General features: G+C 59.5%; 19 protein-coding genes. 6 read left to right on the top strand and 13 right to left on the bottom strand.

Going from position 1 to position 26,177, the window contains the following annotated elements; all coding sequences use genetic code 11:
* Positions 1-24: 24 nt before the first annotated feature.
* From gltB to ACYZTU_RS03245, 9 genes are all read right to left on the bottom strand, one after another.
* A complete protein-coding gene (gene gltB, locus ACYZTU_RS03285; RefSeq protein ID WP_461970947.1) occupies positions 25-4,470 on the bottom strand; it encodes a glutamate synthase large subunit in 4,446 nt (1,481 codons plus the stop codon).
* 350 nt (positions 4,471-4,820) lie between these two features.
* On the bottom strand, positions 4,821-6,404 hold the full coding sequence (locus tag ACYZTU_RS03280) for an AAA family ATPase (RefSeq protein ID WP_461967979.1): 1,584 nt from the start codon (positions 6,402-6,404) through the stop codon (positions 4,821-4,823).
* A 10-nt stretch (positions 6,405-6,414) separates the two neighbouring features.
* A complete protein-coding gene (gene aroB / locus ACYZTU_RS03275) occupies positions 6,415-7,515 on the bottom strand; it encodes a 3-dehydroquinate synthase (protein ID WP_461967977.1) in 1,101 nt (366 codons plus the stop codon).
* Positions 7,516-7,666: 151 nt separating this feature from the next.
* A complete protein-coding gene (gene aroK, locus ACYZTU_RS03270) occupies positions 7,667-8,185 on the bottom strand; it encodes a shikimate kinase AroK (RefSeq protein ID WP_150763399.1) in 519 nt (172 codons plus the stop codon).
* A 4-nt stretch (positions 8,186-8,189) separates the two neighbouring features.
* Positions 8,190-10,277 carry a type IV pilus secretin PilQ gene (gene pilQ, locus ACYZTU_RS03265; protein WP_461967975.1) on the bottom strand — a complete coding sequence of 696 codons (2,088 nt, stop codon included), beginning with the start codon at positions 10,275-10,277 and terminating at the stop codon, positions 8,190-8,192.
* A gap of 13 nt (positions 10,278-10,290) precedes the next feature.
* Positions 10,291-10,818 (bottom strand): pilus assembly protein PilP, encoded by a 528-nt coding sequence (locus ACYZTU_RS03260; protein ID WP_461967973.1) that lies wholly within the window; start codon positions 10,816-10,818, stop codon positions 10,291-10,293.
* Positions 10,815-11,438 carry a type 4a pilus biogenesis protein PilO gene (gene pilO / locus ACYZTU_RS03255; protein WP_461967971.1) on the bottom strand — a complete coding sequence of 208 codons (624 nt, stop codon included), beginning with the start codon at positions 11,436-11,438 and terminating at the stop codon, positions 10,815-10,817. Before pilO ends, ACYZTU_RS03260 begins: the two co-directional genes overlap by 4 nt.
* Positions 11,435-12,001, bottom strand: coding sequence for a PilN domain-containing protein (locus ACYZTU_RS03250; RefSeq protein WP_461967969.1), 567 nt, complete (start codon positions 11,999-12,001; stop codon positions 11,435-11,437). The genes pilO and ACYZTU_RS03250 overlap by 4 nt, the downstream gene beginning before the upstream one ends.
* A complete protein-coding gene (locus tag ACYZTU_RS03245) occupies positions 12,001-13,065 on the bottom strand; it encodes a pilus assembly protein PilM (protein ID WP_461967967.1) in 1,065 nt (354 codons plus the stop codon). Before ACYZTU_RS03245 ends, ACYZTU_RS03250 begins: the two co-directional genes overlap by 1 nt.
* A gap of 217 nt (positions 13,066-13,282) precedes the next feature.
* Here ACYZTU_RS03245 and ACYZTU_RS03240 point away from each other — a divergent pair, with 217 nt between their 5' ends.
* Both ACYZTU_RS03240 and ACYZTU_RS03235 read left to right on the top strand, forming a co-directional pair.
* Positions 13,283-15,724 (top strand): penicillin-binding protein 1A, encoded by a 2,442-nt coding sequence (locus ACYZTU_RS03240; protein WP_461970945.1) that lies wholly within the window; start codon positions 13,283-13,285, stop codon positions 15,722-15,724.
* Between the two features lie 299 nt (positions 15,725-16,023).
* Complete coding sequence (locus ACYZTU_RS03235; RefSeq protein WP_461967965.1) at positions 16,024-16,380, top strand: hypothetical protein; 357 nt, start codon at positions 16,024-16,026, stop codon at positions 16,378-16,380.
* Between the two features lie 95 nt (positions 16,381-16,475).
* On the opposite strand, the gene ACYZTU_RS03230 is transcribed toward ACYZTU_RS03235, so the two are convergent.
* The 4 genes from ACYZTU_RS03230 to rpmE form a co-directional block, all read right to left on the bottom strand.
* Entirely contained in the window at positions 16,476-17,813 is a 1,338-nt protein-coding gene (locus ACYZTU_RS03230) for an IS4 family transposase (RefSeq protein ID WP_461967963.1), read from the bottom strand.
* Between the two features lie 120 nt (positions 17,814-17,933).
* Positions 17,934-19,202, bottom strand: a complete 1,269-nt coding sequence (locus ACYZTU_RS03225; RefSeq protein ID WP_449642738.1) for a malic enzyme-like NAD(P)-binding protein — start codon at positions 19,200-19,202, stop codon at positions 17,934-17,936.
* Between the two features lie 183 nt (positions 19,203-19,385).
* A complete protein-coding gene (locus ACYZTU_RS03220; protein ID WP_461967961.1) occupies positions 19,386-20,186 on the bottom strand; it encodes a thermonuclease family protein in 801 nt (266 codons plus the stop codon).
* Between the two features lie 14 nt (positions 20,187-20,200).
* The gene (gene rpmE / locus ACYZTU_RS03215; protein ID WP_282379923.1) at positions 20,201-20,434 is read right to left on the bottom strand and encodes a 50S ribosomal protein L31; all 234 of its coding nucleotides are present in this window, start codon (positions 20,432-20,434) and stop codon (positions 20,201-20,203) included.
* Between the two features lie 170 nt (positions 20,435-20,604).
* On the opposite strand from rpmE, the gene ACYZTU_RS03210 reads away from it, so the two are divergent.
* The 4 genes from ACYZTU_RS03210 (at position 20,605) to hslV (ending at position 26,171) form a co-directional block, all read left to right on the top strand.
* Positions 20,605-22,824 (top strand): primosomal protein N', encoded by a 2,220-nt coding sequence (locus ACYZTU_RS03210; RefSeq protein WP_461967959.1) that lies wholly within the window; start codon positions 20,605-20,607, stop codon positions 22,822-22,824.
* Positions 22,825-22,966: 142 nt separating this feature from the next.
* Complete coding sequence (gene argS, locus ACYZTU_RS03205; RefSeq protein WP_461967957.1) at positions 22,967-24,703, top strand: arginine--tRNA ligase; 1,737 nt, start codon at positions 22,967-22,969, stop codon at positions 24,701-24,703.
* 1 nt (position 24,704) lies between these two features.
* Positions 24,705-25,409, top strand: a complete 705-nt coding sequence (locus ACYZTU_RS03200) for an SPOR domain-containing protein (RefSeq protein WP_461967955.1) — start codon at positions 24,705-24,707, stop codon at positions 25,407-25,409.
* A gap of 231 nt (positions 25,410-25,640) precedes the next feature.
* Positions 25,641-26,171, top strand: a complete 531-nt coding sequence (hslV, locus tag ACYZTU_RS03195; protein WP_007899242.1) for an ATP-dependent protease subunit HslV — start codon at positions 25,641-25,643, stop codon at positions 26,169-26,171.
* The last annotated feature ends 6 nt before the right edge of the window (positions 26,172-26,177 follow it).

The following is a 26,177-nucleotide window of genomic DNA, read 5'->3' as shown; positions in this document are numbered from 1 at the left end:
CTCATCAAACTCTTCAGGCGCATATCACTGCGGGTTGGCACGGGTGCTGGAAAGCAACGATTTCAGGTTGGCAGCCTTGGGCTTGACCAGCCAGAAACGACGCAGATAGTCATCGAGGTTTTCAGCGAGGTTACGGCCCCACTCGCTGTCGGTTTCCGCGACGTATTCGTTCAGCACGCGTTGCAGGTGGCTGCGATAGGCTTCCATCGTCTCACCGCTGATCCGCTGGATTTCCACCAGTTCGTGGTTGACCCGGTCAACGAAAGTGTTGTCCTGGTCGAGCACGTAGGCGAAACCGCCGGTCATGCCTGAGCCGAAGTTGTAACCGGTCTTGCCCAACACGCAGACGAAACCACCGGTCATGTACTCGCAGCAGTGATCGCCAGTGCCTTCCACCACGGTGTGAGCACCGGAGTTACGCACCGCGAAACGCTCGCCCGCGGTACCGGCGGCGAACAGTTTGCCGCCAGTGGCGCCGTACAGGCAGGTGTTGCCGATGATCGCACTGTCCTGAGTCTTGTAGACGCTGCCCTTCGGCGGAACGATAACCAGCTTGCCGCCGGTCATGCCTTTGCCGACGTAGTCGTTCGCGTCGCCTTCCAGGTACATGTGCAGGCCGCCAGCGTTCCACACGCCGAAGCTCTGACCGGCCGTCCCTTTGAAGCGGAAGGTGATCGGCGCATTCGCCATGCCTTGGTTGCCGTGTTTGCGAGCGATTTCACCAGAGATCCGCGCGCCGATCGAACGGTCGCAGTTGCAGATATCCAGGGCGAAATCAGCGCCGCTCATGTCGTTGATGGCCGAGGTGGCCATATCGACCATTTTCTCGGCCAGCAGGCCTTTGTCGAACGGTGGGTTGCGCTCAACCTGGCAGAACTGAGGTTTGTCTGCCGGGATGTGATCGCTGCCCAGCAACGGCGTCAGGTCCAGGTGTTGCTGCTTGGCGGTCTGGCCTTCGAGGATGTCCAGCAGATCGGTACGGCCGATCAGCTCTTCGAGGGAGCGCACGCCCAGTTTGGCCAGCCACTCACGGGTTTCTTCAGCGACGTAGGTGAAGAAATTCACCACCATGTCGACGGTCCCGATGTAGTGGTCCTTGCGCAGCTTTTCGTTCTGAGTCGCAACGCCAGTGGCGCAGTTGTTCAGGTGGCAGATGCGCAGGTATTTGCAGCCCAGCGCGATCATTGGCGCGGTGCCGAAGCCGAAGCTTTCAGCGCCGAGGATCGCAGCCTTGATCACGTCGAGGCCGGTTTTCAGGCCGCCGTCGGTTTGTACCCGGACTTTGCCGCGCAGATCGTTGCCACGCAGGGTCTGGTGAGTTTCGGCCAGGCCGAGTTCCCACGGAGCGCCCGCGTATTTGATCGAGGTCAGCGGCGATGCGCCGGTGCCACCGTCGTAGCCGGAGATGGTGATCAAGTCCGCGTAGGCCTTGGCCACACCGGCGGCGATGGTGCCGACGCCTGCTTCTGCTACCAGCTTCACCGAGACCAGGGCCTTCGGGTTGACTTGTTTCAGGTCGAAAATCAGCTGCGACAAGTCTTCAATCGAGTAGATGTCGTGGTGCGGCGGCGGCGAAATCAGGGTCACGCCCGGCACTGCGTAACGCAGCTTGGCGATCAGACCGTTGACCTTGCCGCCTGGCAGTTGACCACCTTCGCCGGGCTTGGCGCCTTGGGCGACTTTGATCTGCAGCACTTCAGCGTTGACCAGGTATTCCGGGGTTACACCGAAACGGCCTGTCGCCACTTGCTTGATTTTCGAGCTCTTGATGGTGCCGTAGCGCGCCGGGTCTTCGCCGCCTTCGCCGGAGTTGGAACGCGCACCGAGGCGGTTCATGGCTTCGGCCAGGGCTTCGTGAGCTTCCGGCGACAATGCGCCGAGGGAGATGCCCGCGGAATCAAAGCGCTTGAGTACCGACTCCAGCGGTTCGATCTCGCTGATGTCCAGCGGCGTGTCCAGGGTTTTGACCTTGAACAGGTCGCGGATCATCGACACCGGACGGTTGTCGACCAGCGCCGTGTATTCCTTGAACTTGCTGTAGTCGCCCTGCTGCACAGCGGCTTGCAGGGTGTTGACCACGTCCGGGTTGTACGCGTGATATTCGCCACCGTGGACGAACTTCAGCAAACCGCCCTGCTGGATCGGCTTGCGCGGGCTCCAGGCTTCGGCAGCCAGGGCTTTCTGCTCGGCTTCGATGTCGACGAAACGCGCACCTTTGATGCGGCTCGGTACGCCACGGAAGCTCAGCTCGCAGACTTCTTCAGACAGGCCGATGGCTTCGAACAACTGTGCACCGCGGTACGACGTGATGGTCGAGATGCCCATCTTCGACAGGATCTTCAGCAGACCTTTGGTGATGCCTTTGCGGTAGTTCTTGAACACCTCGTAGAGGTCGCCCAGTACTTCACCGGTACGGATCAGGTCGCCCAGCACTTCGTAGGCCAGGAACGGATAGACCGCCGAGGCGCCGAAACCGATCAACACCGCGAAGTGGTGCGGGTCGCGAGCCGTCGCGGTTTCTACCAGGATGTTGGAGTCGCAACGCAGGCCTTTTTCGGTCAGGCGGTGGTGCACCGCCCCGGTGGCCAGGGAAGCGTGGATCGGCAACTTGCCCGGGGCAATGTGACGGTCACTCAACACGACTTGGGTACGACCGGAGCGCACAGCCTCTTCAGCCTGATCGGCGACGTTGCGGATCGCCGCTTCGAGGCCGACGCTTTCGTCGTAGTTGAGGTCGATGATCGCGCGCTCGAAGCCCGGACGATCGAGGTTCATCAGCGAGCGCCACTTGGCCGGCGAAATGACCGGCGAGCTGAGGATCACGCGCGAGGCATGTTCCGGCGACTCCTGGAAGATGTTGCGCTCGGCACCGAGGCAGATCTCCAGCGACATGACGATGGCTTCACGCAGCGGGTCGATCGGCGGGTTGGTGACCTGCGCGAACTGCTGGCGGAAATAGTCGTACGGCGTGCGCACACGCTGGGACAGCACGGCCATCGGCGTATCGTCGCCCATCGAGCCAACGGCTTCGTAGCCTTGCTCGCCGAGCGGACGCAGCACTTGGTCACGTTCTTCGAAAGTGACCTGGTACATCTTCATGTATTGCTTGAGCTGGTCGACGTCGTAGAACGCCGAACCGTGGTCGTTGTCTTCCATGGTCGCCTGGATGCGCAGGGCATTCTTGCGCAGCCATTGCTTGTACGGATGACGCGACTTCAAGCGGTTGTCGATGGCGTCGGTGTCGAGGATCTGACCGGTTTCGGTGTCCACGGCAAAAATCTGGCCCGGCCCGACACGGCCCTTGGCGATCACGTCTTCAGGCTGGTAGTTCCAGACACCGATTTCAGACGCCAGGGTGATGAACCCGTTTTTGGTGGTGACCCAACGCGCCGGACGCAGACCGTTACGGTCGAGCAGGCACACCGCGTAACGACCGTCGGTCATTACCACGCCGGCCGGGCCGTCCCAGGGTTCCATGTGCATCGAGTTGTATTCGTAGAATGCACGCAGATCCGGGTCCATGGTTTCGACGTTCTGCCACGCAGGCGGAATGATCATCCGCACGCCACGGAACAGGTCGATGCCACCGGTAACCATCAGCTCAAGCATGTTGTCCATGCTGGAGGAGTCGGAACCAACGCGGTTGACCAGCGGGCCGAGTTCTTCCAGGTCCATCAAGTCGTTGGTGAACTTGGTGCGACGGGCCACGGCCCAGTTGCGGTTGCCGGTGATGGTGTTGATCTCGCCGTTGTGGGCGAGGAAGCGGAACGGCTGAGCCAGCGGCCATTTCGGCAGGGTGTTGGTGGAGAAGCGCTGGTGGAACACGCAAATCGAGGTTTGCAGGCGCTGGTCGCTGAGGTCTGGATAGAAGGCGGTGAGATCCGCCGGCATCATCAGGCCTTTATAAATGATGGTCTTGTGCGAAAAGCTGCAGATGTAGTGATCGGCGTCGGCGGCGTTGGCCACGGACGAGCGACGACGGGAGGTGAACAGCTTGATTGCCATGTCCTGATCGCTCAGGCCTTCACCGCCGATGTACACCTGCTCGATCTGCGGCAGGCGCTCGAGGGCCAGGCGGCCGAGGACGCTGGTGTCGATCGGCACTTTGCGCCAGCCGACCAGTTGCAGACCGGCGGCCAGGATCTCGCGGTTCATGTTCTCGCGAGCGGCCTCGGCTTTAACCGGGTCCTGGTTGAAGAAGACCATGCCCACAGCGTATTGCTTGGGCAGTTCGACGCCGAAGGTTTCCTGGGCGATGGCTCGCAGGAATACATCCGGCTTTTGAATCAGCAGACCGCAACCGTCACCGGTCTTGCCGTCGGCGTTGATCCCACCGCGGTGGGTCATGCAGGTCAGGGCCTCGATGGCCGTTTGCAAAAGGGTATGACTGGGCTCGCCCTGCATATGGGCTATCAGGCCGAAACCGCAGTTATCCTTGAATTCATCTGGTTGGTACAGACCTGCTTTCATAGACACTTTCTCACCAGGCTGCCTCTTAACGAGGCAAATTTCTTTTCAATTCAACCACTTGCCATCCACGCCGAACGTTCGTCAGCTTTGCGGGGGCAAAAGGGAGGTCATTGTACACACCGACACAGGGGCTCACAAATTTGACGACGAACTGTCGCAAATCTATGTCGCATTTGTGAAAGGTTTAAAGCGATATGCTGTGCTAGTCAAAACTTTTTTAATTCTGACTGCAACGACTCAAAGACTACTGTGACGCAGACACCACAAGGCACGCGGTCTGTAAAGACGGCATGCGCTTGTAGAAATTTTGAGGTGCCGGGAGAGGCGGCCTGGGTAAGGCCGCCGAATCTTCAGCGAGTTGTTGCCAGTTCCTGTTGGACGCTGGCGACAGTGCGAGGCCAAGGTTTACCAGCCTGAACCTTCGCTGGCAAGGCCTTGATGGCAGTAAGGGCTGCATCACGGTTGGCAAAGCTACCGTAAGTGATGACGTAAAGCGGCTTGCCGTTGAGGACTTTCTTAAAATAACGGTACTCGCCGCCCTGCTCCTTGACGAAAGATTGCGCGGCCGCTTCAGAGCTGGTGCCGAGGATCTGCACCACGTAGTTACCCGGCGCTTGCCCTGCGTACCAGGTGCCACCGGCGGCCTTGGCCACGGTGGTTGGTTTCTCGGCAGGCTTGATCACCGGCGCTGGTTTAACCACTGGCGCAGGCTTCACGGCAGGCGCCGGGGCTGGCTTGGCCGTAGCGACCTGAGTCGGCGCAGGCACAGGCTTGGCGGCTGGCGTCGGTGCAGGACCGGCCGACAGACCTGCTGGCGGCGCGGTGGTGGTCACGGTTGGCGGCGTAGCGCTGGAACCTTCGACCGGCACGCCGTCGTCGCCTTCGGTGATGCCACCGGCGGCTTCGGCCAGCGGACCGCGCATGACCGGCTGCGAGTTGCCGACCAGCGGCAATGGCATCGGTTGCGAGTTACCGGCGAATTCGACGGCAGGCGCGCCGGCGCTGTTAGGTTGTGGCGTGCCCTGGCCGAGCGGCAATTGCGCCTGTTCGTTGGCAGGTGCACCCGTAGTCGGTGCTTTGCTGCGACCCGGCATCAACCAGGCGGCGGCTACCGCGACCACGACGACGGCGGAAATCGCCAATACGTGTTTCTTCGGCATGTTGAACCCCATACTTGGACGCTTGACCGCTGAGCGGCTGGCAATCATGGCTTCGATCATTGCATCGCGGGCGACCTGGTTGATGGTGCCAGGCCAACCGTCGGAGCTTTCGTGAATATCAGAGATCTGATCTGCGGTAAAAAGTTCGATACCCCGACCGGCGCCTTCGAGCCGCTGGTCCAGATATTCGCGGGTTTCTTCTTCGGTGTAGGGCTGCAACTCGATGACGTGGAACCGCTCTTCCTCGAGGGTCAGCGCCTCCAGTTGAGCAATCAGCGACGACTCGCCGAACAGGAACACATGCGGGCGACCTTCCGGTGCACCGGCGGCCAAGGCCAGCAAGGCTTCCAGCGCGGACTCGTCGAGTTGCTCGGCGTCATCCACCAGCAAATAGACTTCCTGCCCCGTGAGCGCAAGTTGCACCACTTGAGCCAGAATCGCGCCGATCTCGGCCTGGGCGACGTTCAGCGCCTGAGCAACCTGACGCAGCACGCCAGCCGCATCGCCAGCGCCACGGGCGGAAACCACCACGCTCTGCACGGATTGTTTGTTGGTACTGGCCACCAGGGCCTGGCGCAACAGCGTCTTGCCACTGCCTTGCGGGCCAGTGACGACCAACAGCAACTGGCTGTAGCGTGCCAGGTGATGCAGTTGTCCCAGCACCGGTTTGCGCTGGGCCGGAAAGAATTTGAAGCCAGGTACCCGTGGAGCAAAAGGGTCATGACTCAACTGGTAATGGCCGAGGAAAGCCTCGTCGGCGTGCAAACTAGTCATCGGGATCTTATTAACCTTTAAGCTGAGCCAGAGCGCGGTAATCCGCTCCCAGCGTGGCCTGTAAAACCTCTTTCGGATAATCGTCGGTCACCACCGCTTCGCCCATGTGGCGCAGCAGCACCAGGCGCAAACGACCGTCAATCACTTTCTTGTCAATTGCCATGTGTTCGAGAAAATCGGCTTCAGTCATCTCTTCAGGCGGGATGACCGGCAGGCCTGCACGTTGGAACAGACGAATGCCGCGATCGCGCTCTTGTTCGCTGATCCAGCCCAGACGTGCGGACATTTCCAAGGCCATTACGGTGCCAGCAGCGACAGCTTCACCATGCAGCCACACACCATAGCCCATATGGGTTTCGATGGCGTGGCCGAAGGTGTGACCCAGATTGAGCGTGGCGCGAACACCGGTCTCCCGTTCGTCGGCACCGACCACCGCAGCCTTGGCCGCGCAGGAGCGCTCGATGGCGTAAGTCAGGGCGACCTGGTCCAGGGCGCGCAGGCGATCGACGTTTTCTTCCAGCCAAGTCAGGAACGGCTCGTCGCAGATCAGCCCGTATTTGATCACCTCGGCAAGCCCGGCGGACAGTTCGCGGGCCGGCAGGGTATTGAGGGTAGCGGTATCAATCAGCACCACGTTCGGCTGATAGAAAGCGCCGACCATGTTCTTCCCCAGGGGGTGGTTGATCCCAGTCTTGCCGCCCACCGAAGAGTCGACTTGCGACAGCAGCGTGGTCGGAACCTGGATGAAATCGACACCACGCTGGTAGCAGGCGGCAGCAAAACCGGCCATGTCACCAATCACGCCGCCACCGAGGGCGATCACCGTGGTACGGCGGTCGTGTCGTGCGGTCAGCAGACCGTCGAAAATCAGCTGCAGGGTTTCCCAGGTCTTGAAGGCTTCGCCGTCGGGCAGCACCACAGAAACCACCGAGAACGGTGCGAGGCTGCGGGTCAGACGTTCAAGATAGAGCGGCGCAACGGTCTCGTTGGAGATGATCGCCACTTGCCGCCCGCGAATATGCGGAGCCAGCAGTTCAGGCTGATCCAACAAACCTTCGCCAATATGAATCGGGTAGCTGCGCTCGCCTAGTTCGACCTTGAGTGTCTGCATGTGTCCCCACAGTGAAGATGGAATCAGGCGTCCTGCCTTGAGTTAACGAATGTCCACGGCGTCTGTTGGTGTGAAGCCGTTCGGTAGCCATCCGCCACAACCTTGAGCGGCTGTGACAGGACGCCGAGGATAGCGCATTTCGCACTGCGCATTAACGGGGAGGTAGCTGCTGCAAGCGTTCGAGAATATCGAGCACCACCATTCGCGGCGGCCGCTCATCGGTTTCCACCACCAGATCGGCGATTTCCCGATAAAGCGGATCACGAATCGCCAGCAGATCCCGAAGGGTCTTGGCCGGATCGGCAGTGCGCAACAGTGGTCGATTGCGATCACGGGAAGTGCGGCCCACCTGCTGCTCGACCGACGCATGCAGATAGACCACTCGACCACCGGCGTGCAACGCCCGACGATTTGCCTCGCGCATCACCGCGCCGCCACCGGTCGCCAGCACCACGCCGTCGCAGCCACATAGCTCGGCAATCATCGCCTCCTCGCGGTCACGAAAGCCCGGTTCGCCTTCCTTATCGAAAATCCACGGGATATTGGCGCCCGTGCGCAATTCAATTTCCTTATCGGAATCTTTGAATGGCAGGCGCAGCTCTTTGGCCAGCAACCGGCCGATGGTGCTTTTTCCAGCCCCCATCGGTCCAACAAGAATCAAATTTCGCACAGAATCAATGACTCACAGCAATCGCCTGGTTTTTCATGATACGCGGAGTGAGAAATACCAGCAGCTCGGATTTTTTCTCCGAAACCACGTCACGCCGGAAAAGGCGGCCAAGATACGGCACATCACCGAGAAATGGCACCTTATCTACAACCTTGCTCTGAGTGTTTGAAAAAACTCCGCCAATCACGATGGTCTCGCCGTCGTTGACCAGGACCTTGGCATTGACCTCGTTTTTCTTGATGGGCGGTACATCCTGCACCTTGTTCAGGTAGTCCGGTTCGTCTTTGGTGACCTTGACCTCCATGATGATCCGGTTGTCCGGGGTGATCTGCGGCGTCACCTCCAGAGACAGCGAGGCTTCCTTGAACGACACCGAGGTCGCGCCGCTGGAGCTGGCTTCCTGGTAGGGAATCTCCGTGCCCTTGAGGATTTTCGCGGTCTCCTTGTCCGACGTGACCACCTTGGGCTGCGAGACAATTTCGCCGTTGCCGGTCTTCTCCATGGCCGTCAGCTCGAGGTCCAACAGCACATTGTCGGTGATGAAGGCAATGCCGAGCCCCGAGGTGTTGGCGGCGGTGCCCAGGTCGACGAACGGCGAGTTGGTGCTGGTGCTGCCGGGCGTGCCTATGGTCGACGAAGCGTTAGCCCCGTTGCTGACGCCTGATGTGTTCCAGTTGCCCTTGTTCTGCAACGAACCGCCCCAGCGCACGCCGAGGCTTTTGTCATAGTCGACGTTGGCTTCGACGATGCGCGCTTCGATCATCACCTGACGCACCGGGATATCCAGTTGCGCGACGATACGGCGGAGTTCGTCGAGGCGATCCTGGGTCTGGTAGGCAATGATGTTGTTGGTCCGCTCATCAACCGTGATCGAGCCCCGCTCATCGGCTTTTGCCTCGGCACTGGTCACCGACTGGAACAGCTTGGCGATATCGGCAGCTTTGGCGTAATTCACCTGCAACAGCTCGCGACGCAGGGGCGCCAAATCGGCGATTTGCTTCTGCGACTCCAATTCCTGACGCTCCCGGGCGGCAATTTCATCGGCCGGCGCCACGAGTAAAACGTTACCGATCTTGCGTTTATCCAGACCCTTGGTTTTCAACACCAGATCCAGTGCCTGATCCCACGGTACATTCTGCAAACGCAGCGTGATGCCGCCCTGCACTGTGTCGCTGGCGACCAGATTGAGATTGGTGAAATCGGCGATCAGTTGCAGCACCGAACGCACATCGATGTCCTGGAAATTCAACGAGAGTTTTTCACCGGTGTAGGCAAAACGTTCAGTGTTGCGCTTGTGCAAGTCATCGACGGTCATCGGCCGAATGCTGACGGTCAGCTTGTTGTCGGTCTGGTACGTCGAATAATCGAAGGCGCCGCTGGGCTCAATGCTGATCGTGGCCCGATCACCGGTGGCGCTGGCGTTGACGAACTGCACCGGCGTGGCGAAATCCTTGACGTCCAGACGCACACGCAACGGCTCAGGCAATTGGGTCTTGGCAAAACCGAGGATGATCTTGCCGTCGCGCTCCTGAATGTCCGGGGCGATAGAAGGATCCGACAGATCGATGACCACATTGCCCTCGCCCTGAGTGCCGCGCTGGAAATCCACACCCCGAATGGCCTTGCCTACCGGCGCATAGGCTTTCGCCGGGGCTGGCGTTGCAATCGCGGCGCGCTGCATTTTCGGCGCTGGGCTAGAGGCCGATTTGTTGGCTCCTTGCCCGACCACCACGAACAGATTGTTGCCTTCGACCCGTGCGTTATACGGGGTCAACTGGGTCAGATTGATGATCAGCCGCGTGCGGTCCTTGGCTTCCACCACCATGGCGCTGCGGGCATTTCCACCGCCCAGGTCACGATTTTTGCTTTTTAACTGACTGACTACGCCCGGCAGATCCAGCGCAATCCGAGCCGGTTGTTCCGTGGTGTAACCGTGGGGCGGCGGTGGCGGCCCATCGAACGACAACTTCAACTCGACGCGGTCCCCCGGCAGCGCCGCAACATCCAGCGCTTTGAGGTTGGCCGCTTGTACCATCGGCGACAGCAACGCTATCCATAGCGCAATACCGAAGGTTGAGAAAATCCTGTTCATTATTCGAGTTCCACTATGAGTGCTCTTTCAAAGGGATGGTCCGCGGCCGCTCCAGCCAGGCGCCTTGGCCGTCGGGAACGATTTCGACCACATCGACCTGCGAGCCGCTGATGGCGACGATCCGCCCATCGTTACGCCCCAGGTAATCGCCGACTTTCAACCGATGCACCCCACCCGCCCCGCGCACCAGCGCAAAGGAGCCGGTCGCATTGGCGATCGTTCCGACCATTTCAAACTGCTCGATGTTGAAACCTTCGAGGTACTGCTTGACCCGATCAGGGTCAGGTTTGACATTGCGTGAGCCGTGCTTCTGGCCAGCCAGATCAACTCTGATTTGTGGGGAAAACGGGCTTCGCAGGTTGGCGGCGTTGTAGGTGAATGTTGGGTAAGACCGGAATGTCGGCGTTGGTTCAATCTTGCCGGGCGCACGCAAACGCATTTCGTTCATGTAGGCGTCCAGGTCGCTGAAGTCATTGTCGCTGCCACAACCGCCCAGGCCGGCGACCAACACAACCATCGAAAAGCAACGAATCGGGCTCATTTTTGCTGCCCCTTGTCGTTGTAGCGGTAGGTCTTGGCAAGGATGCTCATGCGCAACTTCGGACCACCTTCCGGGTTGGCCGGCGCAAGGTCGAAGTCGTGCAGGGTGACAATCCGTGGCAGCCCGGCTACGCCGCTGACGAAGGTGGCCAAGTCGTGATAGGCACCGGTAACGGTGATCTGGATCGGCAACTCGATGTAGAACGGCTGCGTGACCTCTGGCAGCAGTTTGATCTCTTCGAATTCCAGGCCACTGCCCAGGCCGGTGCGAGTAATGTCCTCCAGCAGGCCTGGCACTTCGGTGTCACTGGGCAATTGCCGCAGCAGCACGCCAAAGGAGTTCTCCATTTGCTTCATCTGCTGCGTATACAGCTCCAGATTCGCCGCCATGTGGGCTTTATTGGCGAATTGCTCCTTGAGGGTCGACTCTTCCTCGCGCTTGAGATCGAGGTGGCCCTGAAGGTCGCTGATGGAAAAACTGTAGCCCAACGAAAGCACCAGGATCATCAGCAGAATGCCCGCCAGCGCCTTGATGGCTGGCGGCCAGGAACCCATGTTATTGGTGTCCAGGTCGTTGATGTCGATCTTGCGCAGTCCCTCAAACCATTCAGACGGAGTCATTGACCGCCCTCCGCAGCGGCGGGCTGAGTCTGACGAACGGTTAATTGAAAGACGTTGGCCTGATCCAGCTGACCAGCAGTGGTCGCTTTGACTTCCGTCAAGGTCGGCGCATTGAACCAGTCCGACGCATCCAGATTACGCATCAGGTCCGAAACCCGATTGTTGGAGTCTGCCGCGCCGGTAATGGACAGGGTTTTGCCGGCCATTTTCACCTCGGTGAAATACACTCCCTCCGGCAAGGTACGCGCTAACTGATCGAAGATCCGCCCGCTGATTGGACGGTTGCCTTGCAGGTCCTGGATGATGCGCATGCGCTCGACCAGTTGCTGGCGACGAGCCTTCAAATCGCTGATCTGTTTAATTCGCTCGTCGACCACGGCAATCTGTTTTCCGATGTAGTCATTACGAGCAACTTGCCGATCGATGGCGCCATTAATGGCCTGGTTCGCGATCAGCACCGCGCCCACTGCCCCCACCATCACACCGACCAGCGCCAGCAAAAAGCGTTTGCGGCGTGCTTCACGCTGCTCTTCACGCCAGGGTAAAAGATTGATCCGCGCCATCAGTCGAAACTCCTGAGGGCCAGACCGCAGGCGATCATCAGTGCCGGCGCATCGTTGGCCAGGGCTCCGGCGTTGACCTTGCTGCTCAGGGCCATGTCGGAGAAAGGGTTGGCCACTTGCGTCGGCGTGCCCAATCGCAGTTCGATCAACCGATCCAGCCCCGAAACCGACGCTGTACCCCCGGCCAGCAGGATGTGATCAACCGAGCTGTACTGACCGGAGGCGAAGAAAAACTGCAACGAGCGCGACACCTGCTGCACCAGCGCATCGCGAAACGGCTGCAACACCTCGTTGACGTAATCGTCAGGCAAACCGCCCTGCTTCTTCGCCAACTCGGCCTGCTCAAGCGTCAGCCCATAACGTCGCTGGATTTCCTCCGTCAGTTGACGACCGCCGAACAATTGTTCGCGGGTGTAAATGATTCGTCCCTTGTGCAGCACGCTCAGGGTGGTCATGGTCGCACCGATGTCGACCACCGCTACTGTCAAACGCTCCTGAGAAGTAGCCAGTTGCCCCGCCAGCAATCCGTAAGTACGCTCCAGCGCATAGGCCTCGACGTCAACCACGCGCGCCGTCAGGCCCGCCAAAGCCAGGGCCGCTTCCCGGACCTCGACGTTTTCCTTGCGACAGGCCGCCAGCAGCACATTGACTCGCTCGGGGTTGCGCGCGGAAACACCCTGGACCTCAAAGTCGATGGCTACTTCGTCCAATGGATAAGGGATGTATTGATCGGCCTCGATCTTCAGCTGGTTTTCCATCTCGTCGTCGGAAAGACCGGCATCCATCTCGATGGTCTTGGTGATCACCGCCGAACCGGCCACAGCCACAGCCACGTTCTTGAGGCTGGTTTTGGCCTTGAGCAACGCCCGCGCGAGTGCCTGCCCCACGCCTTCGAGTTCGGCGATATTTTTTTCGACCACCGCATTGGCGGGCAAAGGCTCCACCGCATAGGCCTCGACCCGATAACGGTCGCCCTGGCGGCTTAACTCCAGAAGCTTTACCGACGTGGAGCTGATGTCGATCCCTAGAAGCGTATTGGCCTTTTTATTGAAGAGTCCTAGCACTAGCAATTCCCTATGACTATCCGTGTCTTACGGACTCTGTAATATCAGTTGCGTTCAAACCACCCGTCTTGACAGCAGCGCAAATGACGCCCTAGACAGAAAAATGCTTATAATGCCCAGCGCTTTTTTCCGGTTTTTACTTCAAGCGCGGGTCGTTCCCTGTTATCTGAACCCTGATGCCTCATTCATTCTTTGCCCTGGATGTTCAAAAGCCTTGATTCGTCTGCTGAAATTTTTCGGATGGTCCATCGTCGCCGTTTTCTGCGGACTGCTCCTCGGTCTTAGCGGCGCCTTTCTCTACCTTAGTCCGGGCTTGCCGTCCGTGGAGGCGCTGAGAAGCATCCAGTTGCAGATTCCTTTGCGGGTCTACAGCAGCGACAACAAGTTGATCGCAGAATTTGGCGAAATGCGCCGTACACCGATCCGTTTCGCCGACATTCCCCCCAATTTCATTAATGCGTTACTAAGTGCTGAAGACGACAATTTCGCCAACCACTATGGCGTCGACCCTGGCAGCTTGATGCGCGCGGCCACCCAGTTGGTAAAAAGCGGACACATCCAGTCCGGCGGCAGCACCATCACCATGCAGGTGGCGAAGAACTTCTTCCTGACCAGCGAACGCAGCTTCTCGCGCAAAACCACCGAAATTCTCCTGGCCTTGCAGATCGAACGGCAGCTGACCAAGGACGAGATCCTCGAGCTCTACGTCAACAAGATCTATCTGGGCAACCGCGCCTACGGCATCGAAGCCGCCGCACAGGTTTATTACGGCCAATCGATTCGTGACGTCAGCCTGGCGCAGATGGCGATGATCGCCGGCCTGCCAAAAGCCCCTTCGCGTTTTAACCCGCTGGCCAACCCAACCCGCAGCAAGGAACGTCGCGACTGGATCCTTGGGCGCATGTACAAGCTCGGCAAGATCACCGAAGCCGACTACACCACGGCGATCAACGAGCCGCTGAACGCCAGCTATCACGTGCCGACCCCGGAAGTGAATGCACCGTACATCGCTGAAATGGCCCGCGCCGAAATGGTCGGTCGTTATGGCAGCGACGCGTATACCGAGGGTTTCCGCGTCACCACCACGGTGCCAAGCAACCTCCAGGAAATGGCCAACACTGCGGTCCACGAAGGTTTGATGACCTACGACCAGCGTCATGGTTATCGCGGCCCGGAGTCGCGCCTGCCGGGCAAGACTCGCGAGGCCTGGACAACCGAGCTGACCAAGCAGCGCACCATCAGCAGCCTTGAGCCTGCCATCGTCACTCAGGTCGACAAGACCGGCCTACAAGTGATGACCCGTACCGGTGACGAACAGGTCGGTTGGGACAGCATGAAATGGGCGCGTCCGTTCCTGAACACCAACAGCATGGGTGCCAATCCGAAGCAGCCGTCGGACGTCGCCCAGGTCGGCGACCTGATTCGGGTACAGCGTCAGCCAGACAATTCACTGAAATTCAGCCAGATCCCGCAGGCTCAGGGCGCACTGGTTTCCCTCGACCCGCAGAACGGTGCCATTCGTTCCCTGGTCGGCGGTTTCGCCTTTGAACAGAGCAACTACAATCGCGCGATGCAGGCCAAGCGCCAGCCGGGATCGAGCTTCAAGCCGTTCGTCTACAGTGCCGCGCTGGACAACGGCTACACCGCCGCCAGCCTGGTGAACGACGCACCGATCGTGTTCGTCGACGAGTACCTGGACAAGGTCTGGCGTCCGAAGAACGACACCAACACCTTCCTCGGCCCAATCCGTATGCGTGAAGCGCTCTACAAGTCGCGCAACCTGGTGTCGATCCGCTTGCTGCAGGCGCTGGGCGTCGACCGCACCATTGATTACATCAGCAAGTTCGGCTTCAACAAGCAGGACTTGCCACGCAACTTGTCCCTGGCCCTGGGCACCGCGACACTGACGCCAATGGAAATCGCCACGGGCTGGAGCACCTTCGCCAATGGCGGCTACAAGATCACCCCCTACATCATCGACAAGATCGAAAGCCGCAATGGCGACACGCTGTTCGTCGCCAACCCGCCGAGCGTCCCGAAAGGCGACGTCGCCACCGACGGCATCGCCGCCCCTGTCGCGGCCAACGCCTTCACCGTCAACGCAACCCCGGGTGAAAACCTGACTGCCCAGCCAGCGCCGCAAACGCCGGCCGTGGCCGAGCGCATCGTCGATGGCCGCACCACGTACATCCTCAACAGCATGCTCGAGGACGTGATCAAACTCGGCACCGGTCGCCGCGCCCTCGCCTTGGGCCGCAGCGACATCGCGGGCAAGACCGGTACCACCAACGAATCCAAGGACGCCTGGTTCTCGGGTTACAACGCCGATTATGTAACGACCGTCTGGACCGGTTTCGACCAGCCTGAAAGCCTGGGTCGCAAGGAGTTCGGCGGCACCGTCGCCCTGCCGATCTGGATGAGCTACATGGGCGCCGCACTCAAAGACATGCCGCCCCATACGCAGCAAGAGCCGGAAGGCATCCTCAGCCTGCGAGTCGACCCGATTAGCGGCCGTGCAGCCACCCCAGGCACGCCAGGCGCCTACTTCGAGCTGTTCAAGGCCGAAGACACGCCACCGTCGGCGAACGAGCTGGGCAACGGCACTGCGCCGGGCAGCCCACTGCCAGCGGATGAAGCGGCGCCGATCGATTTGTTCTGATCTCAGCGCCAACAGAAAGCCCCGCCTTCATGAGAAGCGCGGTGGCTTTTTTACGATTAGGAAAGTCCATGATTTTTGACGACGCTCTAATAGAGCAACATCATAAAGCTGATGTATCCGATGTTAATGATGAGAAAAAAATCAAATAACAGCGGCTTTTTATACCAAAATCAAAATAACACAGAATTACATATACCAATAAACTATAAAAAACTGTCAATTGTGACAGTTACCTCTCCATACTCTCCCCCTCATAATTCATCTGCACATATAAAGCCACTTCAGAAGGATTATATAAAATGAGCGTAAACGGAGAGTTCTATTCGGATCGCGACAGATTTATGCTGGGTATTTCCAACGCTGACGAAGGCTCAGGAAAGCTCTCTTGGAGGCTGATAAATAGAGTAGGAAACTATGTAGAAAAAGATTACAAAGGAGACGCCTACTTCAACTTCAATAACGACACAAAACGCACAGAACTTACGTTTCAAACTGAACGTGATAATTGGGTTTTTTACGCAGACTACACAAGCTCGGGCGTTCGCCAACACGACAACTGGAAGGTTGTGCGAACATCCAAATCAAGCAGTGACCCCAAAAGTCCGGAGAATTACAGTTATGGGCGCGGCTCTGCTCCAAAGTACAGCTTTTGGTAAAGGCGATTAGCGCCAACCCAAATTAATAACTAGTAATTCAGGCTTTTGATACGCTCGCCACAACTAAAAAACCCCGCTATCAAGCGCAATGCTGTTCACTTAAGCGGAGCAGCTTTGCGGTTAACCGGATACCGGGTTTTTGACATCTTCACCGCCCTGGGCCTCGCCGGTCTGGGGCGTTTTGTTATGAAAAGCACACCGATGCTGCCGCGAAGCTCTTCCAGACGTCTTGGTGTGTGTGACGGCGACACTGCTCCAGCCATGACGACGAGATGGCTGGCGATGTGCCGACAGGCAAACTTGAAACTCACTTCGCTCGGCGCTCGCTTGTGAGCAACCGCCGCCTGACTGGCTTCCCGACGTACCACGTTGTAAGCCAGTAAGAGTCCCCACAACTCTTGATACACCAGATCCACGGTCTTGCTGCGCAGGGTCAAGGCATTGTCTTGCATCGAGCTTTTGATATCCCTGAAGCCCAGCTCTATTTCCCATCGCTCGTGATAAAGGCTGGCGATCTGTTCGGCGCTGAAGTGTGAGGCCGGCAGCGAGGTGAAGACGGTTTTTTCTTTCCCTTCGACTTCATAGGTGACGGCCCGTACTTGCCAGTACTCAGGCAAAAGTGGGTTCTTCTTGCGTGCCTGCGGCGAGACTTTCATCTGTACCAGGTAATCACCATCGCCGTAGTGTTCAATCTCTGTACGAACCGTACCTTTGCGCTCCGGGATCATCCAATGCCGGTTTCTCTCAGTACTTTGGATGCTCAACAACAAGTCTGCACTGAAAAAACCTTTGTCCAGCAGTGTCACCGAATGATTGGGTATGGTCTCGACGAAGTCCTTGGCCAGCGGGATTTCGCCCTTGCGGTAAGGGCTGATAGCCGCATTGGCGATGATGTGAGAGCGGGCGTTCATCAGCGCAACAAGGCGCAGCACCGGATAGGGAGTTTGACGCTCGGAGGAGGTATTGCCGGAGCCAAAATGTTCGCGCAATGATGACGTTTCCGGGGTTCGAAACAAGGCACCGTCGACGGCAAAAACCTGAAGGCCGTGCCAGTCGTCTTGCGGGTAGCGCTCGTATCCCCAGGTATTGGCGCACTGCTGAAACAGCCAGGCCACGGGCTGGTTACCCAGGCGCTGGCGCGCCTGAGACAGGCCGCTTTTGGCCAAAAGCACTTCATTGGCAAGGCCGTCGGCACAGATATTGAGTCGGCGAGCGACCTCAACTATTGGCTCTCCTCTGAAAAGCGCCATCCCCACTACCAGCCAAAGGACCATGTCCGAAGGCAGGCGTCGACGTCGGATAGTCGCTTTGTCCGCCAGAGCGGCCGCAGCGGTGATCCAATCCTGAGGAATGTGATCGGTGAACACCTCAAGGCGTGAGAGTGGCTGTTCAGCGAAGTCCAGAACAGCACTTAAATCCTGAGCAACAGACATAAAAAATCCGGAATCCTTATCAGATTCCGGATTTTCCTGCTGCCTGAGAATTAGTCAACAATCCTTAAGTGAACAGCATTGCGCTATCAAGCGGGGTTTCTGTTGAAGCGCTACAACGACTTAGCCGTTGAACACGTCATCCACGCTTTTCAGCGGGTAGTTCTTCGGATACGGCAGGGTCGCTACGCCGGTCTCGATCGCGGCCTTGGCCACAGCATCGGAGATCAGAGTGATCAGACGCGCATCCATTGGTTTCGGAATGATGTACTCACGACCGAATTCCAGTTTGATACCGCCGTAGGCGTCGCACACTTCCTGAGGAACCGGCAGCTTGGCCAGTTCACGCAGGGCGTTGGCGGCAGCCACTTTCATTTCTTCGTTGATGCGCTTGGCGCGAACGTCCAGGGCACCGCGGAAGATGAACGGGAAGCCCAGCACGTTGTTGACCTGGTTCGGGTAGTCCGAACGGCCGGTGGCCATGATCACGTCGTCACGGGTGGCGTGAGCCAGTTCCGGGGAAATTTCCGGATCAGGGTTGGAGCACGCGAACACGATCGGGTTAGCTGCCATGGATTTCAGGCCTTCAGCGCTCAGCAGGTTCGGGCCGGACAGGCCAACGAACACGTCTGCACCGGTCAGGGCGTCAGCCAGGGTGCGCTTGTCGGTCGCGTGAGCGAAGACAGCCTTGTACTGGTTCAGGTCGTCACGGCCAGAGTGGATCACGCCGGTACGGTCAACCATATAGATGTTTTCGATGTTGGCACCCATGCTCACCAGCAATTTCATGCAGGAGATGGCGGCCGCACCGGCGCCCAGGCAGACGATCTTGGCGTCAGCGAGGGTTTTGCCAGCGATTTCCAGGGCGTTGATCATGCCGGCCGCCGTAACGATCGCGGTGCCGTGCTGGTCATCGTGGAATACCGGAATGTCGCACTGCTCGATCAGAGCGCGCTCGATCTCAAAGCACTCAGGTGCCTTGATGTCTTCCAGGTTGATGCCACCGAAGGTGATGGAGATGCGCTTGACGGTGTCAATGAAGGCTTGCGGGCTTTCGGAATCGACTTCGATGTCGAATACGTCAATGCCGGCGAAGCGCTTGAACAGCACGCCTTTACCTTCCATCACTGGCTTGGAAGCCAATGGGCCGAGGTTACCCAGGCCGAGAATTGCGGTGCCATCGGAAATGACTGCAACCAGGTTGCCCTTGCCGGTGTATTTGTAGGCCAGTTCAGGATCGCGGGCGATTTCGCGTACTGGTTCGGCTACGCCGGGGCTATAGGCCAGCGACAGGTCGCGGGCGGTAGCGGTGGCCTTGGTGAGCTCGACACTCAGCTTCCCTGGACGAGGATGGGCGTGATATTCGAGAGCGGCAGTTTTCAAATCAGACATGTGGGCATTCCGCTTTTTACTGTTGGACAGACGGACCGCCGAGGATACGCGTGTCGCAAAGTCCCCACAAGACTGACCGGTCACCCCTGTCAAGTGCCCGGCCCTGCGACTTTGGACCAAGAGCCGCGGAACACAAGGGATGGAGTGTTCACAATCTACGAAACAAATGTCTACAATTTTTTCTCATGGCGCCGCTTGCAGCATCGCCGGGTCGGTCAATGGCAGAAGCCAGCGCGCCTGCCCTTGTTTAAGTCCACCGCGCCGCGAACGGTCCAGTACCCAGCCACGCGCCTCAATCTGTTTGCCCTTCAGCCGCTCAAGCGTCGCAACATCGAACTGCCCCAACAGATTGGGTGCAACGCGCAATACAACCGAATCCTGCAACTCGATCCAAACCCCACCGCGATTGCGCTGAACCTTGCTCACGCGGCCGCTGAGCACAGTGAAACCAGACGTGCTGATCTGCTCCGCTTTCAGTACAGGGGATTGACGCCACAACCCGAGTCCGGCCTGACGGGCACTGTATTCCGCCGCTTGCTGGCAGTCGACCAGATCGACATTTGGCGCGACCGCCACCTGAAAACCGAGCCCTTCTGCGAGCATCTGCGCTTCGAGGTTGGCGCCATCAGCGCTGTAGACATGGGCCAGCGTGCGACCGTAATGATCTTTGCTCTCTTTGCCGGGCAGTAAACCGACCCGTCCGTCGCTGTCGGCGACCAGCGCTTCCAGGCGTTGGCGCGCGGTCACCGCGAACGGCTCGTCGGAGCGACCTTTCTTGCCCAGCTCCGGCGTGTTCAAACCGATCATGCGCACGCTGCGGCCATCGCTCAGGTGCAGCGTGTCACCATCCACCACCCGCTGCACCGCGACGGATGTCAGCCCGCTCGGCGCCGGACAGAAGGCCTGGGCGGCAGAGAGCCAAATCGCGGACACAAAAAAGGCGCCCGCAAGGGACGCCTTTTTCATCAGCAAGGAAAAGCCCATCGGGCTTTGCAACCTTACTCTGCAGCAGCAGGAGCTTTGGCTTTGCCAAAAGCACCGAAACGGTCTGCGAAGCGCTGTACACGGCCGCCAGTATCCAGAGTCTTCTGCTTACCGGTGTAGAACGGGTGGCACTCGTTGCATACGTCAGTACCCAGTGGCTTGCACAGGTTCGAACGAGTTTCGAACTTGTTGCCGCAGCTGCAAGTTACTGCAATGGTTTCGTACGCTGGATGGATATCGGCTTTCATGGTGTATTCCTCAGGCTAGCGTGCCGCCACTCAACACTATTGTTGAATACCGCACGTAATTAGGCCGCGGATTCTACCAGACAATGCCAATCACGCAAGCTGTCGCTTCTACCGACCGTCTGCTAGGCTCCCGGCCTTCTTCACCGTCCCATCATCGAGTAAATCATCGCGTGCCCGACGCCATTTTGCGCCTCGCCCTGCCTTCGCCCCTGCGCCGCCTGTTCGATTACCGCGCCCCGGCCGGGGTCCTGCGCGCCCAGTTGCAACCGGGCATGCGCCTGCGGGTGCCGTTCGGCCGGCGGGAGATGATCGGGATTCTGGTGGAGGTCACCGATCACAGCGAAGTTCCGGTGGAAAAGCTCAAACCGGCCCTGGCCCTGCTTGATGCTACGCCTCCATTGCCACCCGCGCTGTTCAAGCTATGCCTGTGGACATCCCAGTATTACCAGCACAGCCTGGGCGACACCTTGAGCTGGGCGCTGCCGGTGTTGCTGCGCCAGGGCGAACTGGCCGAAGCACGGCAGGAGCGCTTCTGGTCCGCCGCGCCGGGCGCCAGCCTTGATGACCCGCGCATCGCTCGCGCCCCGCGCCAACGTGAGGCCCTGGCGACACTGGCCCAGCATCCCCACGGCGTCGCCCATCAGTTGTTGAGCAAACTGATGCTGAGCAAGGACAGCCTAGACTTGCTGCTGGCCAAGGATCTGGTGCAAGTCGAAATCCGCAAGCACGCCCCCGGCGCCCGCCACGAACACTGGCTGGCGCAGCCGGAGTTGCCACTCAACCCGGAGCAACGCGCCGCTTATGAGGCGATTCGCGCCGGGTTCGACAGTTATCACGCGTTCCTGCTGGCCGGTGTCACCGGCAGCGGCAAGACCGAAGTCTATTTGCAGTTGATCCGCGAAACCCTTGAGGCCGGCAAACAAGCACTGGTGCTGATCCCGGAGATCAACCTCGGCCCGCAGACCCTGGCGCGCTTCGAGCAGCGCTTCAATGCACGCATCGCGCTGATCCACTCGGCGGTCAATGATCGAGAACGCCTCGAAGCCTGGCTCGCCGCCCGGGACGGTGACGCCGACATTATTATCGGCACCCGTTCGGCGCTGTTCACGCCGATGAAGAACCCCGGCCTGATCATCATCGATGAAGAGCACGACGGTTCCTATAAACAGCAGGAAGGCTTGCGCTATCACGCCCGCGACCTGGCATTGGTCCGCGCCCGGCAGGAAAACATCCCGATTGTCCTCGGTTCCGCCACGCCTTCGCTGGAAAGCCTGCACAACGCCTACACCGGCCGTTACGGCCTCCTGCGATTAAACGAGCGTGCCGGTGGCGCCAAACAACCGCGCTTTCTGCGCCTGGACGTAAAAAGCCGTCCGCTGGACAGCGGCATTTCCGGGCCGATGCAGCAAGCCATCGGTCAGACACTGGCCGCGGGCCAACAAGTATTGGTGTTCCTTAACCGTCGCGGTTTTGCGCCGACCTTGCTGTGTCACGACTGCGGCTGGATGTCCGAGTGCCAGCGTTGCGATGCGCGCATGACCGTGCACCAGCGCTCCGGTGAGTTGCGCTGCCACCATTGCGGCTACGTCGAACGCGTACCCCGGCATTGCCCGAAATGCGGCAAGGTCGATTTGCGGCCAGTGGGCGCCGGCACCGAGCGCGCCGAAGAGCGATTGGGGATTTTGTTTCCGGATGTCCCGGTGCTGCGCGTCGACCGCGACAGCACCTCGCGCAAGGACGCGATGAATCAGCTGTTCGCGACCATCCAGAAAGGCCAACCGTGCATTCTGGTCGGCACGCAGATGCTTGCCAAAGGGCATCACTTCCCACGGGTGACGCTGGTGTCGATTCTCGATGCCGATGGCGGGCTGTTTTCCGGCGACTTCCGCGCCAGCGAGCGCATGGCGCAGCTGATCGTCCAGGTTGCCGGGCGTGCGGGACGCGCTGAAGAACCGGGCAAGGTGATTATCCAGACGCATTTGGCCGACCATCCGCTGCTGGTGCAATTGACTGAACAGGGTTACTTCGCCTTTGCCGAACAGGCCTTGAGCGAACGTCGCTCGGCGGGTCTACCGCCGTTTGCGCACCTGGCATTGCTGCGGGCTGAAGCGCACAAACCGGGGCAGGCCGAAGGTTTTCTTGATGAGGCGTGCAGCGAAGCGGAACGATTGTTGGCGGAGCAGCATCTGAGCGGTATCGAGTTGCTGGGGCCGGTGCCGGCGCCGATGGAACGCCGGGCCGGGCGTTATCGTGCGCAGTTGTTGTTGCAAGCGACAGCTCGGGCGCCGCTGCATCGGCTGTTAAGCAACTGGTTGCTGGTGCTGGAGCAGATGCCGAGCGGGCGGGCGGTGCGTTGGTCGTTGGATGTCGATCCTGTCGATTTGTATTGATTGAAGATGGCCATCCGAATAGTCACCACATATCCATAACCTGCCCGCTATAGTTGGCAAGCCCGTCTTCGCAACGGATAATGCCCAGTTTTTCCACCAGCGCATCGAAGCGCCGCCGCGCTTGCGGTCGACAGAGAACACCATGAAAGACACCATTCGCCAGCTAATCCAACAAGCCATCACCCAACTCGTCAACGAAGGTGTGTTGCCTGAAGGCCTGTCGCCGGCGATCCAGGTGGAAAACTCCCGTGACAAGACCCACGGCGACTTCGCCAGCAACATCGCGATGATGCTGGCCAAGCCGGCCGGCATGAAGCCGCGTGACCTGGCGGAGAAAATCATCGCCGCGCTGCCGGCTGACGAAAACGTCACCAAGACTGAAATCGCCGGTCCCGGCTTCTTGAATTTCTTCCAGAACACCCAAGCCCTGGCGACTCGCCTGGACGCCGCCCTGGCAGACACCCACATCGGCGTGCGCAAGGCCGGCCCGGTGCAGCGCACCGTCGTCGACCTGTCGGCACCGAACCTGGCCAAAGAGATGCATGTCGGCCACTTGCGCTCGACCATCATCGGCGACGGCGTGGCGCGGGTACTGGAGTTCCTCGGCGACGAAGTGATCCGTCAGAACCACGTCGGCGACTGGGGCACCCAGTTCGGCATGCTGATGGCGTATCTGCAGGAAAACCCGATCACCAGCGATGAGCTGTCGGACCTGGAAAACTTCTACCGCGCCGCCAAGCAACGCTTCGACGAATCCGAAGAGTTCGCTGACCGCGCCCGTGGCCTGGTGGTCAAATTGCAGGCCGGCGACCCGGACTGCCTGGCGCTGTGGACCAAGTTCAAAGACATCTCGCTGTCGCACTGCCAGAAAATCTATGAACTGCTGAACGTCAAACTGACCATGGCTGACGTGATGGGCGAAAGCGCCTACAACGACGACCTGATCAACGTGGTCAACGACCTCAAGGCCGCCGGCCTGCTGGTCGAGAGTAACGGTGCCCAGTGCGTGTTCCTCGACGAGTTCAAGAATGCCGACGGCGACCCGCTGCCGGTGATCATCGTCAAGGCCGACGGCGGCTACCTTTACGCCACCACCGACCTGGCGGCCGTGCGTTACCGCAGCGGCAAATTGAAGGCTGATCGCGCGCTGTACTTCGTCGACCAGCGCCAGGCCCTGCACTTCCAGCAAGTGTTCCAGGTCGCGCGCCTGGCCGGCTTCGTGACGCACCCGATGGAAATGGAGCACATGGGCTTCGGCACCATGAACGGTAAAGATGGCCGCCCATTCAAAACCCGTGATGGCGGCACCGTGAAGCTGATCGACCTGCTGACCGAAGCTCAGGAACGCGCCTACACCCTGGTGAAGGACAAGAACCCAGAGCTGGCCGATGACGAGTTGCGCAACATCGCCAAGGTCGTGGGCATTGGCGCGGTGAAATACGCCGACCTGTCCAAGCATCGCACCAGCGACTACAGCTTCAACTTCGACCTGATGCTGAACTTCGAAGGCAACACCGCGCCTTACTTGCTGTACGCCTACACCCGCGTGGCCGGTGTGTTCCGCAAACTCGGCAAGGACTTCAGCGAAGTCGAAGGCCAGATCGTCCTCGAAGCCGCGCATGAACACGAGCTGGCGGCGAAGCTCGCGCAGTTCGGCGAAGTGCTGAACAGCGTTTGCGACAAGGGCACGCCGCACATCCTCTGCACGTACCTGTACGATGTCGCCGGCCTGTTCTCCAGCTTCTACGAGAACTGCCCGATCCTCAGTGCCGACACTCCGGCGCAAATGCAGAGCCGCCTGCGCCTCGCCGCGCTGACCGGCCGCACTCTCAAGCAAGGCCTGGAACTCTTGGGTCTGGAAACTCTGGAGCGTATGTAAGTTGGCTGCCAAGAAAAAACCTGCACCCAAGCGTGGCGCCAGCCGTTACCAAGCTCCTGCAAAGCAACCGATCCCGGGTTGGATGTGGATGGCCATCGGCCTGACGGTCGGCGCATTCATTGTGTTCCTGATGAAGCTGGAGCCAGGCAAGGGCAGCGAGAGCGTCAAGCGCGAGAGGATCGAACAACAGAAGGCCAAAATCGCCGAGGCTAACAAGACCCCGCCGAGCCCGACGCAACCGGTGAAGCCGAAGTACGACTTCTACACCTTGCTGCCGGAATCGGAAGTCATCGTGCCGCCGGATGCCGTGCCGGAGAAAACCCTGCCGACGCCGCAAGTGCCGGACATTCCGACGACGCCTGTCACGCCAGAGCAAGCGGCGAAGATCGATACCGCGCGGGCTCAGGCCGCACTGGCCGGGATCACTCCGCCGCCAGCGCCACCGGTGTCCAAAGCGGCGCCAGTGACCAAGTTCTTCCTGCAGGCCGGTTCGTTCCGCAAGGAGGCTGATGCGGACAAGGTTCGGGCGCAGATCATTTTGCTCGGCCAGGCCGTGGCGGTTGAGTCCGGCACCGTGAAGGACGAGACCTGGTATCGGGTATTGGTCGGACCGTTCAGCAACCGCGAACAGCTGACGACCGCGCAGAAACAACTGGCCGGCAGCGGTTTCAGCAACCTGTTGTTACAACAACGCCAAAGTCGCTGATTTCGTCAGCGGTACCGCGTTATCGTTCTTCGCGGGCAAGCCTCGCTCCTACAGGATCACGTCAATCCCGTAGGAGCGAGGCTTGCCCGCGAAGGCGCCAGAACAGACAACACACCTTCCCCCGCTATTACACCGCTCGTCCCCCGCCAAGTCCTACAGTTGAAAAACGCTCTACCACCCCCATATGAGTTGGCATAAGGCATTTTCGCCCCGCTGCGTGGAGACTCTCCCTTGACCACCATCGTTTCAGTTCGCCGCCACGGCAAAGTCGTCATGGGCGGCGACGGCCAGGTTTCTCTCGGCAATACCGTGATGAAGGGCAACGCGAAGAAAGTTCGCCGCCTGTACCACGGCCAGGTAATCGCCGGTTTTGCCGGAGCCACCGCTGACGCCTTCACCCTTTTCGAGCGTTTCGAAGGCCAGCTTGAGAAACATCAAGGCCACCTGGTTCGCGCCGCTGTCGAACTCGCCAAGGAATGGCGCACAGACCGCTCCCTCAGCCGCCTCGAAGCCATGCTCGCGGTCGCGAACAAAGATGCCTCTCTGATCATCACCGGCAACGGCGACGTGGTCGAACCTGAAGAAGGTCTGATCGCCATGGGCTCCGGTGGCGGTTACGCCCAGGCCGCCGCCAGCGCGCTGCTGAAGAAAACCGATCTGTCGGCCCGCGAAATCGTCGAAACCGCCCTCGGCATCGCCGGCGATATCTGTGTATTCACCAACCACACCTTCACCATTGAGGAGCAGGACCTCGCTGAGTAAGCCTGT

It is taken from the genome of Pseudomonas sp. HLT2-19-2 (assembly GCF_054898005.1).
This window is presented reverse-complemented; position numbering and strand designations above follow the sequence as displayed.

Bases quoted from the DNA above. Each gene is read 5' to 3' on its own strand.
- gltB (WP_461970947.1), bottom strand. From the start codon at position 4,470: ATGAAAGCAGGTCTGTACCAACCAGATGAATTCAAGGATAACTGCGGT.
- ACYZTU_RS03280 (WP_461967979.1), bottom strand. From the start codon at position 6,404: ATGACTAGTTTGCACGCCGACGAGGCTTTCCTCGGCCATTACCAGTTG.
- aroB (WP_461967977.1), bottom strand. From the start codon at position 7,515: ATGCAGACACTCAAGGTCGAACTAGGCGAGCGCAGCTACCCGATTCAT.
- pilQ (WP_461967975.1), bottom strand. From the start codon at position 10,277: ATGAACAGGATTTTCTCAACCTTCGGTATTGCGCTATGGATAGCGTTG.
- ACYZTU_RS03260 (WP_461967973.1), bottom strand. From the start codon at position 10,818: ATGAGCCCGATTCGTTGCTTTTCGATGGTTGTGTTGGTCGCCGGCCTG.
- pilO (WP_461967971.1), bottom strand. From the start codon at position 11,438: ATGACTCCGTCTGAATGGTTTGAGGGACTGCGCAAGATCGACATCAAC.
- ACYZTU_RS03250 (WP_461967969.1), bottom strand. From the start codon at position 12,001: ATGGCGCGGATCAATCTTTTACCCTGGCGTGAAGAGCAGCGTGAAGCA.
- ACYZTU_RS03235 (WP_461967965.1), top strand. From the start codon at position 16,024: ATGAGCGTAAACGGAGAGTTCTATTCGGATCGCGACAGATTTATGCTG.
- ACYZTU_RS03230 (WP_461967963.1), bottom strand. From the start codon at position 17,813: ATGTCTGTTGCTCAGGATTTAAGTGCTGTTCTGGACTTCGCTGAACAG.
- ACYZTU_RS03225 (WP_449642738.1), bottom strand. From the start codon at position 19,202: ATGTCTGATTTGAAAACTGCCGCTCTCGAATATCACGCCCATCCTCGT.
- ACYZTU_RS03220 (WP_461967961.1), bottom strand. From the start codon at position 20,186: ATGGGCTTTTCCTTGCTGATGAAAAAGGCGTCCCTTGCGGGCGCCTTT.
- rpmE (WP_282379923.1), bottom strand. From the start codon at position 20,434: ATGAAAGCCGATATCCATCCAGCGTACGAAACCATTGCAGTAACTTGC.
- argS (WP_461967957.1), top strand. From the start codon at position 22,967: ATGAAAGACACCATTCGCCAGCTAATCCAACAAGCCATCACCCAACTC.